This window comes from Streptomyces uncialis, from assembly GCF_036250755.1.
GTDB classification, from domain to species: Bacteria; Actinomycetota; Actinomycetes; order Streptomycetales; family Streptomycetaceae; genus Streptomyces; species Streptomyces uncialis.
In genome coordinates this window covers 7,835,577-7,850,914 of record NZ_CP109583.1, presented here as the reverse complement: position 1 = coordinate 7,850,914, position 15,338 = coordinate 7,835,577, and the positions used below count along the sequence as shown (strand labels likewise).

At 67.2% G+C, this 15,338-nt stretch carries 7 protein-coding genes and 3 rRNA genes; 3 read left to right on the top strand and 7 right to left on the bottom strand.

Annotated elements, in window-relative coordinates; genetic code table 11:
• Positions 1 to 6: 6 nt before the first annotated feature.
• From pgsA to OG711_RS32820, 4 genes are all read right to left on the bottom strand, one after another.
• The gene (pgsA, locus tag OG711_RS32835; protein ID WP_073795023.1) at positions 7 to 615 is read right to left on the bottom strand and encodes a CDP-diacylglycerol--glycerol-3-phosphate 3-phosphatidyltransferase; all 609 of its coding nucleotides are present in this window, start codon (positions 613 to 615) and stop codon (positions 7 to 9) included.
• 216 nt (positions 616 to 831) lie between these two features.
• Positions 832 to 948 (bottom strand): 5S ribosomal RNA (rrf, locus tag OG711_RS32830).
• 118 nt (positions 949 to 1,066) lie between these two features.
• Positions 1,067 to 4,188, bottom strand: a 23S ribosomal RNA gene (locus OG711_RS32825).
• A gap of 331 nt (positions 4,189 to 4,519) precedes the next feature.
• A 16S ribosomal RNA gene (locus tag OG711_RS32820) occupies positions 4,520 to 6,047 on the bottom strand.
• The 16S, 23S and 5S rRNA genes sit together here, the layout of an rRNA operon.
• Before the next feature lie 582 nt (positions 6,048 to 6,629).
• Between OG711_RS32820 and OG711_RS32815 the strand changes: the two genes are divergently transcribed.
• Together OG711_RS32815 and ptsP are read left to right on the top strand one after the other, a co-directional pair.
• Complete coding sequence (locus OG711_RS32815) at positions 6,630 to 7,079, top strand: PTS sugar transporter subunit IIA (RefSeq protein ID WP_073791752.1); 450 nt, start codon at positions 6,630 to 6,632, stop codon at positions 7,077 to 7,079.
• Positions 7,080 to 7,154: 75 nt separating this feature from the next.
• Positions 7,155 to 8,825, top strand: coding sequence for a phosphoenolpyruvate--protein phosphotransferase (gene ptsP, locus OG711_RS32810; protein ID WP_266513024.1), 1,671 nt, complete (start codon positions 7,155 to 7,157; stop codon positions 8,823 to 8,825).
• An 86-nt stretch (positions 8,826 to 8,911) separates the two neighbouring features.
• On the opposite strand, the gene OG711_RS32805 is transcribed toward ptsP, so the two are convergent.
• Together OG711_RS32805 and OG711_RS32800 are read right to left on the bottom strand one after the other, a co-directional pair.
• A complete protein-coding gene (locus tag OG711_RS32805; protein ID WP_329562169.1) occupies positions 8,912 to 9,811 on the bottom strand; it encodes a hypothetical protein in 900 nt (299 codons plus the stop codon).
• A gap of 149 nt (positions 9,812 to 9,960) precedes the next feature.
• Complete coding sequence (locus tag OG711_RS32800) at positions 9,961 to 11,937, bottom strand: acetoacetate--CoA ligase (RefSeq protein ID WP_329562168.1); 1,977 nt, start codon at positions 11,935 to 11,937, stop codon at positions 9,961 to 9,963.
• Between the two features lie 217 nt (positions 11,938 to 12,154).
• On the opposite strand from OG711_RS32800, the gene OG711_RS32795 reads away from it, so the two are divergent.
• Positions 12,155 to 14,506: a glycoside hydrolase family 31 protein gene (locus OG711_RS32795; RefSeq protein WP_329562167.1), complete on the top strand. Its 2,352-nt coding sequence runs from the start codon at positions 12,155 to 12,157 to the stop codon at positions 14,504 to 14,506.
• A 72-nt stretch (positions 14,507 to 14,578) separates the two neighbouring features.
• Here the strand turns inward: OG711_RS32795 and OG711_RS32790 are convergent, their stop codons facing one another.
• Complete coding sequence (locus tag OG711_RS32790; RefSeq protein ID WP_073791762.1) at positions 14,579 to 15,115, bottom strand: NUDIX domain-containing protein; 537 nt, start codon at positions 15,113 to 15,115, stop codon at positions 14,579 to 14,581.
• Positions 15,116 to 15,338: the final 223 nt, after the last annotated feature.

The window sequence follows — 15,338 nt, the reverse complement described above, 5'->3', positions numbered from 1 at the left end:
GAGGGCTCAGCCGGCCATGGTGTCCGCCCGGACAAGCCGACGGACCTGCACCATGTACAGGACTCCTGCCCACCAATACAGGGTTGTACCCCATCCTGCGAACGCCCATCCGAAAACTGCGGCGAGTGACGCGATCCAGCCGTTTCCGTCACCCAGCAGCAGCAGGGGGAACGCACACATCAGGTTGAAGGTGGCCGCCTTGCCCAGGAAGTTGACCTGGGGCGGCGGATACCCGTGGCGTCTGAGGATGCCGACCATCACGAGCAGCACGAGTTCACGAGCGAGCAGTACGGCTGTCAACCAGAGCGGCAGGATCTCACGCCAGGTCAGGCCGACCAGTGTAGACAGAATGTAGAGCCGGTCGGCCGCGGGGTCCAGCAGTCTGCCGAGCTTGCTGACCTGGTTCCAGCGGCGGGCGAGTTTTCCGTCGAGATAGTCGCTGATGCCGCTGAGCATCAGGACGAGCAGCGCCCAGCCGTCGCTCTTGGGCCCCCCGAACTCCGGCCGCAGGATCAACCACAGGAAGAGCGGTACACCGAGAAGGCGCGCCATGCTGAGGATGTTGGGGATGGTGAGGACCCGGTCCGTCTGGACACGCGTCTCCTGGACCTCCACCCGGGGGCCTCCTGTGAGAACGAGTCAACGATAACCTCCTGACCATACAGTCCTGAGGCTGCGTTCCGACACGGAGGGGTCGACGCCGCCCTGGCCGGCATCGGAAGGCGGAGTGGAACAAGTCCGAAAGCGAAGAATTATCCGGGAACGCAAAGAAGGCCGTGGTCTTCAAGAGAAACAAGTTCTCTTGAAGACCACGGCCTTCATATAAAGTTAGTTCGGCGGTGTCCTACTCTCCCACAGGGTCCCCCCTGCAGTACCATCGGCGCTGTAAGGCTTAGCTTCCGGGTTCGGAATGTAACCGGGCGTTTCCCTCACGCTATGACCACCGAAACACTACGAAACACACCCCGCACACCCCCACCGGCCCACACAACCCAAGATTTGGGTCGGGGCAGGGGGGTGTTGGTTGTTCGTGGTTTCAGAACCAACACAGTGGACGCGAGCAACTGAGGACAAGCCCTCGGCCTATTAGTACCAGTCAACTCCACCGGTCACCCGGCTTCCATATCTGGCCTATCAACCCAGTCGTCTACTGGGAGCCTTACCCCATCAAGTGGGTGGGAGTCCTCATCTCGAAGCAGGCTTCCCGCTTAGATGCTTTCAGCGGTTATCCCTCCCGAACGTAGCCAACCAGCCATGCCCTTGGCAGGACAACTGGCACACCAGAGGTTCGTCCGTCCCGGTCCTCTCGTACTAGGGACAGCCCTTCTCAAGACTCCTGCGCGCGCAGCGGATAGGGACCGAACTGTCTCACGACGTTCTAAACCCAGCTCGCGTACCGCTTTAATGGGCGAACAGCCCAACCCTTGGGACCGACTCCAGCCCCAGGATGCGACGAGCCGACATCGAGGTGCCAAACCATCCCGTCGATATGGACTCTTGGGGAAGATCAGCCTGTTATCCCCGGGGTACCTTTTATCCGTTGAGCGACGGCGCTTCCACAAGCCACCGCCGGATCACTAGTCCCGACTTTCGTCCCTGCTCGACCCGTCGGTCTCACAGTCAAGCTCCCTTGTGCACTTACACTCAACACCTGATTACCAACCAGGCTGAGGGAACCTTTGGGCGCCTCCGTTACTCTTTAGGAGGCAACCGCCCCAGTTAAACTACCCATCAGACACTGTCCCTGATCCGGATCACGGACCCAGGTTAGACATCCAGCACGACCAGAGTGGTATTTCAACAGCGACTCCACAACCACTGGCGTGGCCGCTTCAAAGTCTCCCACCTATCCTACACAAGCCGAACCGAACACCAATATCAAACTATAGTAAAGGTCCCGGGGTCTTTCCGTCCTGCTGCGCGAAACGAGCATCTTTACTCGTAGTGCAATTTCACCGGGCCTATGGTTGAGACAGTCGAGAAGTCGTTACGCCATTCGTGCAGGTCGGAACTTACCCGACAAGGAATTTCGCTACCTTAGGATGGTTATAGTTACCACCGCCGTTTACTGGCGCTTAAGTTCTCAGCCTCGCCCACCCGAAAGTGAGCTAACCGGTCCCCTTAACGTTCCAGCACCGGGCAGGCGTCAGTCCGTATACATCGCCTTACGGCTTCGCACGGACCTGTGTTTTTAGTAAACAGTCGCTTCTCGCTGGTCTCTGCGGCCACCCCCAGCTCAAGCAGCAAGTGCTATCACCAGAAATGGCCCCCCTTCTCCCGAAGTTACGGGGGCATTTTGCCGAGTTCCTTAACCATAGTTCACCCGAACGCCTCGGTATTCTCTACCTGACCACCTGAGTCGGTTTAGGGTACGGGCCGCCATGAAACTCGCTAGAGGCTTTTCTCGACAGCATAGGATCATCCACTTCACCACAATCGGCTCGGCATCAGGTCTCAGCCTTGATGAGCGGCGGATTTACCTGCCACTCGGCCTACACCCTTACCCCGGGACAACCACCGCCCGGGATGGACTACCTTCCTGCGTCACCCCATCACTCACCTACTACAAGTCCGGGTCACCGGCTCCACCACTTTCCTTTCCCCGAAGGGTCCGGAACGGCTTCACGGGCTTAGCATCGCCTGATTCGATGTTTGACGCTTCACAGCGGGTACCGGAATATCAACCGGTTATCCATCGACTACGCCTGTCGGCCTCGCCTTAGGTCCCGACTTACCCTGGGCAGATCAGCTTGACCCAGGAACCCTTAGTCAATCGGCGCACACGTTTCCCACGTGTGTATCGCTACTCATGCCTGCATTCTCACTCGTGAACCGTCCACCACTGCCTTACGGCGCGGCTTCACCCGGCACACGACGCTCCCCTACCCATCACAGCGGGCGTTGGCCCTCATGCTGCAATGACACGACTTCGGCGGTACGCTTGAGCCCCGCTACATTGTCGGCGCGGAATCACTAGACCAGTGAGCTATTACGCACTCTTTCAAGGGTGGCTGCTTCTAAGCCAACCTCCTGGTTGTCTGTGCGACTCCACATCCTTTCCCACTTAGCGTACGCTTAGGGGCCTTAGTCGATGCTCTGGGCTGTTTCCCTCTCGACCATGGAGCTTATCCCCCACAGTCTCACTGCCGCGCTCTCACTTACCGGCATTCGGAGTTTGGCTAAGGTCAGTAACCCGGTAGGGCCCATCGCCTATCCAGTGCTCTACCTCCGGCAAGAAACACACGACGCTGCACCTAAATGCATTTCGGGGAGAACCAGCTATCACGGAGTTTGATTGGCCTTTCACCCCTAACCACAGGTCATCCCCCAGGTTTTCAACCCTGGTGGGTTCGGTCCTCCACGACCTCTTACAGCCGCTTCAACCTGCCCATGGCTAGATCACTCCGCTTCGGGTCTTGAGCGCGCTACTATATCGCCCTGTTCGGACTCGCTTTCGCTACGGCTTCCCCACACGGGTTAACCTCGCAACACACCGCAAACTCGCAGGCTCATTCTTCAAAAGGCACGCAGTCACGACATGCAAGCAAGCTTGCATGCGACGCTCCCACGGCTTGTAGGCACACGGTTTCAGGTACTATTTCACTCCCCTCCCGGGGTACTTTTCACCATTCCCTCACGGTACTATCCGCTATCGGTCACCAGGGAATATTTAGGCTTAGCGGGTGGTCCCGCCAGATTCACACGGGATTTCTCGGGCCCCGTGCTACTTGGGTGTCTCTTCCAACGAGCCGTTGACGTTTCAGCTACGGGGGTCTTACCCTCTACGCCGGGCCTTTCGCATGCCCTTCGCCTACACCAACGGTTTATAACTCGCCGACCGGCCGGCAGACCGATCCAAAGAGATCCCACAACCCCCTGCATGCAACCCCTGCCGGGTCTCACACATACAGGGTTTAGCCTCATCCGGTTTCGCTCGCCACTACTCCCGGAATCACGGTTGTTTTCTCTTCCTGCGGGTACTGAGATGTTTCACTTCCCCGCGTTCCCTCCACATGCCCTATGTGTTCAGGCATGGGTGACAGCCCATGACGACTGCCGGGTTTCCCCATTCGGAAACCCCCGGATCAAAGCCTGGTTGACGGCTCCCCGGGGACTATCGTGGCCTCCCACGTCCTTCATCGGTTCCTGGTACCAAGGCATCCACCGTGCGCCCTTAAAAACTTGGCCACAGATGCTCGCGTCCACTGTGCAGTTCTCAAACAACGACCAACCACCCGTCACAGCCCGCCGAAGCAGACTTTCACCGGGGCCGGCAACCGAAGACACAAACCAGTACGGCCGTGCCCTCAGACACCCAACAGCGCGCCCGACCCGACCCCGCCCGGAGATCATGCTTTCCACGCCCTCCACAAGTGAAGGACAGTACTTGCAAGCCTCCGACCCGGAAACCGGACCGAATAGTCAACGTTCCACCCATGAGCAACCAGCACCGGACATTCGCCGATGAACTGGCCTCTGGACCACCAGGCAAGCCCGGCAGCCGAGAAGTGCTCCTTAGAAAGGAGGTGATCCAGCCGCACCTTCCGGTACGGCTACCTTGTTACGACTTCGTCCTAATCGCCAGTCCCACCTTCGACAGCTCCCTCCCCACAAGGGGGTTGGGCCACCGGCTTCGGGTGTTACCGACTTTCATGACGTGACGGGCGGTGTGTACAAGGCCCGGGAACGTATTCACCGCAGCAATGCTGATCTGCGATTACTAGCGACTCCGACTTCATGGGGTCGAGTTGCAGACCCCAATCCGAACTGAGACCGGCTTTTTGAGATTCGCTCCACCTCGCGGTATCGCAGCTCATTGTACCGGCCATTGTAGCACGTGTGCAGCCCAAGACATAAGGGGCATGATGACTTGACGTCGTCCCCACCTTCCTCCGAGTTGACCCCGGCGGTCTCCCGTGAGTCCCCAACCGGCCGAAACCGTTGCTGGCAACACGGGACAAGGGTTGCGCTCGTTGCGGGACTTAACCCAACATCTCACGACACGAGCTGACGACAGCCATGCACCACCTGTACACCGACCACAAGGGGGGCACCATCTCTGATGCTTTCCGGTGTATGTCAAGCCTTGGTAAGGTTCTTCGCGTTGCGTCGAATTAAGCCACATGCTCCGCCGCTTGTGCGGGCCCCCGTCAATTCCTTTGAGTTTTAGCCTTGCGGCCGTACTCCCCAGGCGGGGCACTTAATGCGTTAGCTGCGGCACGGACAACGTGGAATGTTGCCCACACCTAGTGCCCACCGTTTACGGCGTGGACTACCAGGGTATCTAATCCTGTTCGCTCCCCACGCTTTCGCTCCTCAGCGTCAGTATCGGCCCAGAGATCCGCCTTCGCCACCGGTGTTCCTCCTGATATCTGCGCATTTCACCGCTACACCAGGAATTCCGATCTCCCCTACCGAACTCTAGCCTGCCCGTATCGCCTGCAGACCCGGGGTTAAGCCCCGGGCTTTCACAATCGACGTGACAAGCCGCCTACGAGCTCTTTACGCCCAATAATTCCGGACAACGCTCGCGCCCTACGTATTACCGCGGCTGCTGGCACGTAGTTAGCCGGCGCTTCTTCTGCAGGTACCGTCACTTTCGCTTCTTCCCTGCTGAAAGAGGTTTACAACCCGAAGGCCGTCATCCCTCACGCGGCGTCGCTGCATCAGGCTTTCGCCCATTGTGCAATATTCCCCACTGCTGCCTCCCGTAGGAGTCTGGGCCGTGTCTCAGTCCCAGTGTGGCCGGTCGCCCTCTCAGGCCGGCTACCCGTCGTCGCCTTGGTGAGCCACTACCTCACCAACAAGCTGATAGGCCGCGGGCTCATCCTGCACCGCCGGAGCTTTCCACCCACCCCCATGCGAGGGCAGGTCGTATCCGGTATTAGACCCCGTTTCCAGGGCTTGTCCCAGAGTGCAGGGCAGATTGCCCACGTGTTACTCACCCGTTCGCCACTAATCCCCACCGAAGTGGTTCATCGTTCGACTTGCATGTGTTAAGCACGCCGCCAGCGTTCGTCCTGAGCCAGGATCAAACTCTCCGTGAATGTGTACCCGTAATCGGGTCAACCACCACGGGAGCGGAACAAGCCGGGAGGAATAGTCCCGAACTCGTCCACAGCATCCTCGCTGTGTTGTATTTCAAAGGAACCTCGCCCCCACCGGAACAAGTCCGGCAAGGAACGGGGTAATCAACATATCTGGCGTTGACTTTTGGCACGCTGTTGAGTTCTCAAGGAACGGACGCTTCCTTCGTACTCACCCCAGCCATTCGGCTCAGGCTTTCCTCCGGGCGCTTCCCTTCGGTGTTTCAAACTCTACCAGGTCTTTTTCCGCTCCCCGACCCGCATCTCGCAGACATGCGAAAGGGAATCCGAAGAAAGGGAATCGAACTCTCATAGAGACTGCCCTGACACAAGCGCCTGAAGAGGCGGTCGGCTGCGGGCAGGAGTACGACTGTACAGGGGGCTTGACAGCAGGCGCAAATCAGCAGTGCACCGGCCTCCAGCTCCGCCAACCGGGAGCTCTCATGCGGAACCCGGACTTTTCATGACTTACCCTGCTGAACAGTGCGCCGTTCCTGGACAGACAGTGACGGCCCGGTGATTCCCAGCCTGGGAGGCTTGCCCATGACCAGCGTGACAGCCCCTGTGTCCGGCCGTGCCATCGGACTGACCGAGGTGCCGGACCCCGTCTTCTCCGGCGCGATGGTGGGGCCGGGGACGGCGATCGATCCCGACCGTGTCCCCGCCGAGGCGGTGTCCCCCGTCTCCGGTGTCGTCGTGTCCCTGCATCCGCACGCGTTCGTGGTGGTCGACGGCGACGGGCACGGTGTGCTCACCCATCTCGGTATCGACACCGTGCAGCTCAACGGTCAGGGTTTCGAGCTGCTGGTGAACAAGGGGGACACCGTGCAGCGCGGGCAGGCCGTGATCCGCTGGGACCCCGTAGCGGTCGAGGCCGCCGGGAAGTCACCGATCTGTCCGGTGGTGGCGCTGGAGGCGACGGTGGACTCGCTGTCGGACATCACGGAGAGCGGGGACGTCAAGGTGGGCGACGTGCTCTTCGACTGGCAGTAGCACAGGGTGCCGTCAGACCGACGGCAGGCAATCATCCCGGCGGGAGGGCCCGCCGCACCTAGCGGAGACGGTGAGATGGAGACAACGCTGCGAGGCGTCGGCGTGAGCCACGGTGTGGCGATCGGCGAGGTACGGCACATGGGGACGGCGGTCCTCGAACCGCCCGCGAAGCAGATCCCCGCCGAGGAGGCGGAGCGCGAGCAGGGGCGGGCCCGTCAGGCCGTGGAAGCGGTGGCCGCCGATCTGATCGCACGCGGCAACCTCGCCGGCGGGGAGGCCCAGGCGGTGCTCGAAGCACAGGCCCTCATGGCGCAGGACCCGGAGCTGATCGCCGATGTGGAACGGCGGATCGTGGTCGGCAGCAGCGCCGAACGCGCGGTGTACGACGCGTTCGCCTCGTACCGCGCGCTGCTCGCCGGGGCCGGTGAGTATCTGGCCGGGCGGGTCGCGGACCTGGACGATGTGCGCAACCGTATCGTCGCGCGGCTGCTGGGGGTGCCGATGCCGGGCGTGCCGGACAGCGACGAGCCGTATGTGCTCATCGCGCGGGATCTCGCACCGGCGGACACCGCCCTGCTCGATCCGTCCCTGGTGCTCGGCTTCGTGACCGAGGAGGGCGGGCCGACCAGCCACAGCGCGATCCTGGCACGGGCGCTCGGGGTCCCCGCCGTGGTGGCGCTGCCCGGGGCGGGCGAGATCACCGAGGGCACCGTGGTCGCGGTGGACGGCAGCACGGGTGAGGTCTTCGTGGACCCCGGTGCCGAGAAGCGGGCCGTGATGGAGGCCGCGGCGGCCGAGCGGCGGGCGGCGCTGTCGGCCTCCACCGGTCCGGGGGCCACGTCCGACGGTCACAAGGTGCCGCTGCTGGCCAATATCGGGGGTCCGGCGGATGTCCCGGCCGCGGTCGAGGCCGGTGCGGAAGGGGTGGGGCTGTTCCGTACGGAGTTCCTGTTCCTCGACGACAGCGCCGAGGCGCCGTCGCAGGAGAAGCAGATCGTGGCGTACCGGCAGGTGCTGGAGGCGTTTCCGGAGGGTCGGGTCGTCGTCCGGGTGCTGGACGCGGGGGCCGACAAGCCGCTGGCCTTCCTGACGCCGGCCGATGAGCCGAACCCCGCGCTGGGTGTGCGGGGGCTGCGGTCCTTGCTGGAGCATCCGGAGGTGCTGCGGACCCAGCTGACCGCGCTGGCGAAGGCCGCGGAGGGGCTTCCGGTGTATCTGGAGGTGATGGCGCCGATGGTGGCGGACCGCGTCGACGCCAAGGCGTTCGCGGACGCGTGCCGTGCGGCGGGGCTGCGGGCGAAGTTCGGGGCGATGGTGGAGATCCCGTCGGCGGCCCTGCGGGCGCGTTCGATCCTTCAGGAGGTGGAGTTCCTTTCGCTGGGGACGAACGATCTGGCGCAGTACACCTTCGCGGCGGACCGCCAGGTGGGGGCGGTGGCCCGGTTGCAGGACCCCTGGCAGCCCGCGTTGCTCGACCTGGTCGCGCTGTCGGCCGAGGGGGCGAAGGCGGAGGGCAAGAGTTGCGGGGTGTGCGGTGAGGCGGCGTCCGATCCGTTGCTGGCGTGTGTGCTGACGGGGCTGGGGGTCACGTCCTTGTCGATGGGTGCGGCGTCGATCCCGTATGTGCGGGCGGCGCTGGCCACATACACGCTGGCGCAGTGCGAGCGCGCGGCGTCGGCGGCCCGTGCCGCGGACACGGCCGAGGACGCGCGGAGCGCCGCGCGGGCGGTGTTGTCCGGCGAGTAGTCGTGCGGGAGCCGGGCCCGGGGCGCTCCGCCGCGGCGGGGCGCCCCTTGGGCTGTCGTGCCTTGTCGGGGCGACGGCCCGGCCGGTCAGTGGTGGTGTTCGTCGGTGCCGGGGGCGATTCCGTCGATGTCGGGCGGGGCGCAGTAGTCGACGCCCGACTCGGGTGAGACGAGTTCGCCGGTGAGGGCGTCGGTGCAGTAGGCGTCGAAGACCTCGGCCGCGGTGAGGGGTGCGAGGCCGTCGCCGCTGAGGCGCCAGCCGTGCACCCGGTCGTCGTGGTCGAGGGTGGTGGTGCGCATGACGAGGCCGCCGGGGCTGCCGGCCGCGAGACCGGCGGCGAGGACCGTGGCGAGTTCGACGGCCTCGGTCTCGTCGATCTCGGTGATGCCGGTTTCGTCGCTGTGGGCGGTGAGGGTGCCGAGGAGGGGTTCGGCGGGGGTGTCGACGCTGCACACCAGGTGGTGGGAGCCGGGGCGGGCGGCGCGCAGGATGCGCAGGAGCAGGTCGGACGCGCGGACGAAGGAGGCCCGGCCGATGTCCTCGCCGCAGGAGGCGCACTCCCCCGCCCGGGCGAGCACATGGGTGGCGTACTCCCAGGTGGCCTGGCGGGCGGCCTCGTCGACGAGGTCGGGGAGCAGTTCGGCGAGGGGCTGTCCCTCGTAGGGGACGGTGGGGCCGGTGGCGGCGAGTTCGGCGGTGAAGCGGGTGCGGGAGGCGCGGGCGTCGGGTTCGATCCCGTGGCGGGTGCAGTAGGCGGCGTACTGGTCGGGGTCGAAGAGGGTGAGGGTGGTGTGCCGGCCCTGGTCGGTGCGGGTACGCAGGACGGCTTCGATCTGATCGAGGTAGGTGTCGTGGTCGTCGAAGGTGAAGGTGCGGTAGCGGCGCATGGCCGTGAAGTCCGCTTCGTCGGCGAGCAGGCCGATGGTGCCCGCGATCTCGTGGTGGAGCTGGTCGCGGACGGTCCGGTGGTGCTGGGTGTGCGTCATCGTTCCCCCTGTTGCACAGTCATCGATGCTCACTCACCGTAACCGGGGGCACTGACAACGGGGCCCGGGGACGGGCGGCGGGGGGGGTGCGGTCGGTGGGGCGGCCGGAGCTCCGGGCCGGGTGGTCCGGAGCTCCCGGGCCGGTGGGGTCAGGTCCGTCGGCGGGCGAGGTCGACGTAGAACTGGAGGAGTTCGATCCGGTCGACGGAGCCGGGGTTGACCGCTTTGTCGAGCGGGGTGCCCTGGAGGAGTCGTTTGACGGGGACCTCCAGGCGTTTGCCGGTCAGGGTGTGGGGCACGGCGGGTACGTCGAGGATCTCGTCGGGGACATGACGGGGTGAGAGGTTCTCGCGGATGGTCCGCCGGATGCGGGTGCGCAGCTCGTCGTCGAGGGTGGCGCCGGCGGTGAGGTGGACGAAGAGCGGCATCCAGTACCCGCCGTCGGGCTGTTCGACGCCGAGGACGAGGGATTCGCGGATCTCGGGGAGGCGTTCGACGGCCTCGTAGATGTCGGCGGAGCCCATCCGGACGCCCTGGCGGTTCAGGGTGGAGTCGGAGCGGCCGTGGATGACGACGGAGCCGTGGGAGGTGACGGTGATCCAGTCGCCGTGCCGCCAGATCCCCGGGTAGGTGTCGAAGTAGCTGTCGTGGTAGCGGTGGCCGTCGGGGTCGTTCCAGAAGCGGGTGGGCATGGAGGGCATGGGCTGGGTGACGACGAGTTCGCCGACCTCGCCGGTGAGGGGTGCGCCCTGGGGGTCCCAGGCCTGGAGGTCGGTGCCGAGGCAGGCGGCCTGGAGTTCTCCGATGTGGACCGGCAGGGTGCGGACGGCGCCGGCGAAGCAGGAGCAGACGTCCGTGCCGCCGCTGACGGAGGCGATCCACAGGCCGCCGGGGCGGTCGGTGAACTGGTCGCGCAGCCAGCGGAATCCGTCGGGGGGCAGGGGGGAGCCGGTGGTGGCGACGCAGTGGACCCGGCTGAGGTCGAAGTCGCGGGCGGGGTGGATGTCCGCCTTGTGGCAGGCCATGACGTAGGCGGCGGAGGTGCCGAAGAGGGTGGCTCCGGTACGTTCGGCCACCCGCCACTGGGCGCCGGTGTCGGGGTACCCGGGGCTGCCGTCGTAGAGGACGATCGTGGTGCCGGTGAGCAGGCCGGAGACGAGGAAGTTCCACATCATCCAGCCGGTGGACGTGTACCAGAAGAAGCGGTCCTCGGGGCCCAGGTCGCAATGGAGCGCGAGCTGTTTGCAGTGTTCCAGGAGGATGCCGCCCTGGGACTGGACGATCGCCTTGGGCAGTCCCGTGGTGCCGGAGGAGTAGAGCACCCACAGGGGGTGGCCGAAGGGGACCTGCTCGAAAACCGGCTCGGTGTCGCCGGCGGTGAGCGCGGACCATTCCAGGGTGCCCTCGGGGGCGGGGGTGCCGAGGAGGGGGACGTGGACCACGGCGCGCACGGTGGGCAGGGCGGCGCGGAGTTCGGCGACGGTGCCGGTGCGGTCGTGCTCCTTGCCTCCGTAGCGGTAGCCGTCGACGGTGAACAGGACGACGGGTTCGACCTGCTGGAAGCGGTCGAGGACGCCGCGTGCGCCGAAGTCCGGGGCGCAGGAGGTCCAGACGGCGCCGACGGCGGCGGTGGCGAGGAAGGCGACGACGGCCTCGGGGATGTTGGGCAGGTAGCCGCTGACGCGGTCGCCGGGGCGGACGCCGAGGTCACGGAGCGCGGCGGCGAGGGAGCCGACCTGGCGGCGCAGTTCGGCCCAGGTGACGGGGGTGGGGTCGTGGGTCTCGTCGACGTGGAGCAGTGCCGGTTCGCCGGGTCGGTCGGCGGCGGCGCGCAGGGCGTGTTCGGCGTAGTTGAGGGTGGCGCCGGGGAACCATTCGGCGCCGGGCATGTGGCGGTCGCCGAGCACGCGCGCGTAGGGCGTCGAGAAGCGGATGTCGAACCACTCGGCGACGGCCTGCCAGAACGTGTCGAGTTCGTCGACGGACCACTGGTGCAGGGCCGGGTAGCCGCCGTCCCGTGGGGCGCCGTGGTGTTCGGCGGCCCAGGTCTGGAAGCGGGTCACGCGCGCGTGGTCGATGGTGTGCTGGTCGGGTCGCCAGAGCGGCTCGGGGTTCGCTGAGGACATGGAGGGTGCTCCCCTGGTGGGTGCGTCGTGGGCGTCTTCGACGCACGGGGGGGTGCTGCGCGCGTCGGCGGCTGAGGGGGACGATGCCATGTGATCGACTCCGGCACCAGGGTCGTGCGGTCGGGTGTGGCCGGGTCGTGGGGAACTGCCGGTGCCGGGGGTGAACGACAGTTGAACGCGGCGCGTGGCCCGGGGCGGCGGTGGCAGGCTGATCGGTATGGATGGTCGTGACCTGTGGCGTTCGGTGAAGACGGTCGGTTCGGTGGGTCCGGCGCGGGGGTTGCGGGCGCTGCGGGCGGCGCTGCGCAGGCAGCGGACGGACGCGGTGGGGCTGACGGTCCGGGGGGCCGAGCGGGCCCGGGTGCCGGGTGGGGTGACGGGGGTCGAGTCGGGGCCGGGCGGTGGGGTGATCCGGTTCGCGCGGTCGGATCTGCGCATCCTGGTGACGACGACGGGGGCGGTGTTCTGGGGGTGGGACGGGGTGGGGCCGCAGCCGTCGTACGCGCTGTCGGGGGCGGCTCCGGAGGCCGATCCCCGGGCGATGCTGGAGCCGGACAAGGACGGTGGCTGGCGGGTCGTGTCGGAGCGGGTCACGCTCGCGGTATCGCGGAGCGGCGCGGTCGAGGTGCGTACCCCGGGCGGGGTGGTGCTGCGGCGGGATCTGCCGCCGCGCTGGTGGGAGCCGGTGGCGGGCGAGGGCGGGGCGCGGTGGGTGCAGCGCTCGGAGGTGGCCGCGGACGCGCGGTTCTTCGGGCTCGGGGGGCGGGCCGGCGGGCCGCGGCTGAGGGGTGGTGTGTACCGGCTGTGGAACAGCGATCCGGGGGGTTCGTCCGGTCCGGGTGACGATCCGCCGCATCTGACGATGCCGGTGCAGTGGGTGGTGGCCGACGCGGGTACCCATCTCGTCTTCCATGACACGACATGGGACGGGACCGTGCGTCTGCGGGAGGGCGAGGAGGGCGCGGGGTCGGGGCACGACCGGGCGGGGGCGTCGGAGCTGCGGGCCGACGGGGGGCCGCTGCGGTGCTGGGTGGTGGTGGGGTCCCCCGCGCGCGTGCTGCACGCGTGGGTGTCGTTGACGGGTGCTCCGGCGGTGCCTCCGTCGTGGGCGCTGGGGCATCATCACGCGACTCCGGGGTCCGGCGGCGCCGAGGAGGTGCGGCGGGTGGTGGCGGGGTACCGGAGCCGGGGGCTTCCGCTGGACGCGGTGCATCTCGGCGTCGACCATCTGGACGGGCGTCGGGTCTTCACCGTGGACGAGGCGCGGTTCCCCGATGTGGAGGGGCTGGCGCGGGATCTGGCGGACGACGGGGTGCGGCTGGTGTCGATCGTCGATCCGGCGGTGAAGGCGGAGCCCGGGAACGCGGTCCATGAGTCGGGGCGGGCGGCGGACGTGTTCGTGCGGGACGGTGCGGGGCGTCCGGTGACGGGCACGGGGTGGGCGGGTGAGTCGGTGTACCCGGACTTCACGGACGCGCGGGTGCGCGCGTGGTGGGGCGGGTGGTACGGGGAACGGCCGGCCCGGGGGTTCGCGGGGTTCTGGCACGACAGGAACGAGCCGGTCGCGTTCGTGGCGTTCGGGGAGGCGACGCTGCCGCGTTCGGCGCGGCACGCGCTGGAGGGCCGTGGCGGTGACCACCGGGAGGCCCACAACGTGTACGCGTTGGGCATGGCGCGGGCGGGGTACGAGGGGCTGCTGCGGTCGCGGCCGGGCGAGCGGCCGTTCCTGTTCTCGCGGTCGGGGTGGGCGGGGCTCCAGCGCTACGGGGGGACCTGGTCGGGGGATGTGGCGACAGGGTGGGCGGGGCTGCGGGCGTCCCTGTCGCTGGTGATCGGGACGGGGTTGTGCGGGGTGCCGTACTCGGGTCCCGATGTGGGCGGGTCGACGGGTGATCCGTCGCCGGAGCTGTATCTGCGGTGGCTCCAGCTGGGTGCGTACATGCCGTTGTTCCGGACGCGTTCGGCGTCGTGGGCGGGCCGCCGGGAGCCGTGGGAGTTCGGGCCCCAGGTGCTGGGGCACGCGCGGGAGGCGTTGCTGGAGCGGCGGCGGCTGTCGCCGTACTTCGTGACGCTGGCGCGGCTGGCGTCACGTACGGGGGCGCCCTATGTGCGTCCCTTGTGGTGGGGTGCTCCGGAGGACCGGGCGGCGCGGGAGTGCGAGGACGCGTTCCTGCTGGGTGACGCGTTGCTGGTGGCGCCGGTGCTGGAGCCGGGTGCCGACCGGCGGGCGGTGCGGCTGCCGAAGGGGCTCTGGTACGACGCGGTCACCGGTGCGGGGTTCTCGGGGCCGGGGCAGGCGCTGGTGGACGCGCCGTTGTCCCGGGTGCCGGTGCTGGTGCGTGCGGGGGCCGTGCTGCCGGTCCGGGGCGCGGACGGGGGTGTGGAGTTGGAGGTGTGGCCTCCCGCGCGCGGGCGCGCGGGAGGGGGGCTCGTGGTGGCCGACCCGGGTGACGGCTGGGACGTGCCGGAGGTGCAGCGGTTCACCACCCGGGTGCGGGACGGCCGGGTGGTGGTGGAGCGGGAGGGCGGTGGGCCGGTGGGGTACCCGGTGCGGCTGCGTGAGGTGTGACGCGGGGCCGGGGCGGGTCGCCGTGCCGGTGGCCCGGACGCCGTCGTCCGGGCCGGTGGGTGCGGCCGGGGGTCAGTGGTAGCGGCCCTCGAACCAGGCGTGGACGGCCAAGGTGTGCAGGGGGAAGGCCATCTCCTGGGGGCGGCGCAGGAGTTCCCAGCCCTCCGTCTCGTCGGTGGCGGTCGAGGGGGGCAGCTCGGCCACGGGGCGGTCCGGAAGGGCCCCGAGGAGGAGCAGGTATCCGTCGGCCGAGCTCAGGGCGTCGACGATCCGCACGTCACGGCTGGCGGCGTCGATGCCGGTCTCTTCCTTGAGCTCGCGGACGAGGGCGTTCCGCCAGTCCTCGTTGTGGTCGACGTGGCCGCCGGGCAGGGCGAGGCCACCGCGCGCGGGTGGCACGGTCCGGGTGATGACGATCAGGGCGGAGCCCGAGGCGTCGTAGACCGGCTGGAGGACGATCGCCACGGGCAGCGGGTTCCCGTAGGCGGTGCCGCCGCACGGGACGCAGGTTCGGGGCCAGCCGGTGTTTCCGGCGTCGTAGGGAGCTCCGCAGTGCGAACAGTGGGAGTTCCGTACGGGGTTGGTGGTCGGGGTTTGCGATTCGGGCACGCGCGGACTGTATCCGATCAGCGGATGGTCGGACCGCCATGATCGCCGGGTCCGGGCGGGGAAAGGGCGGTTACGTGCCTTTCGCGTCCGTTCCAAGGGGCGTCGCGGGGTGCGACGGGGCGGCGGGCCGGGGCCGGCCGGGGGGCGGGGCCGCAGGGTGAGGGTGGCCGGAACCACCCCCGTCGGCCCCGGCCACCCTCACCGAATAGACCTGACGCAATTC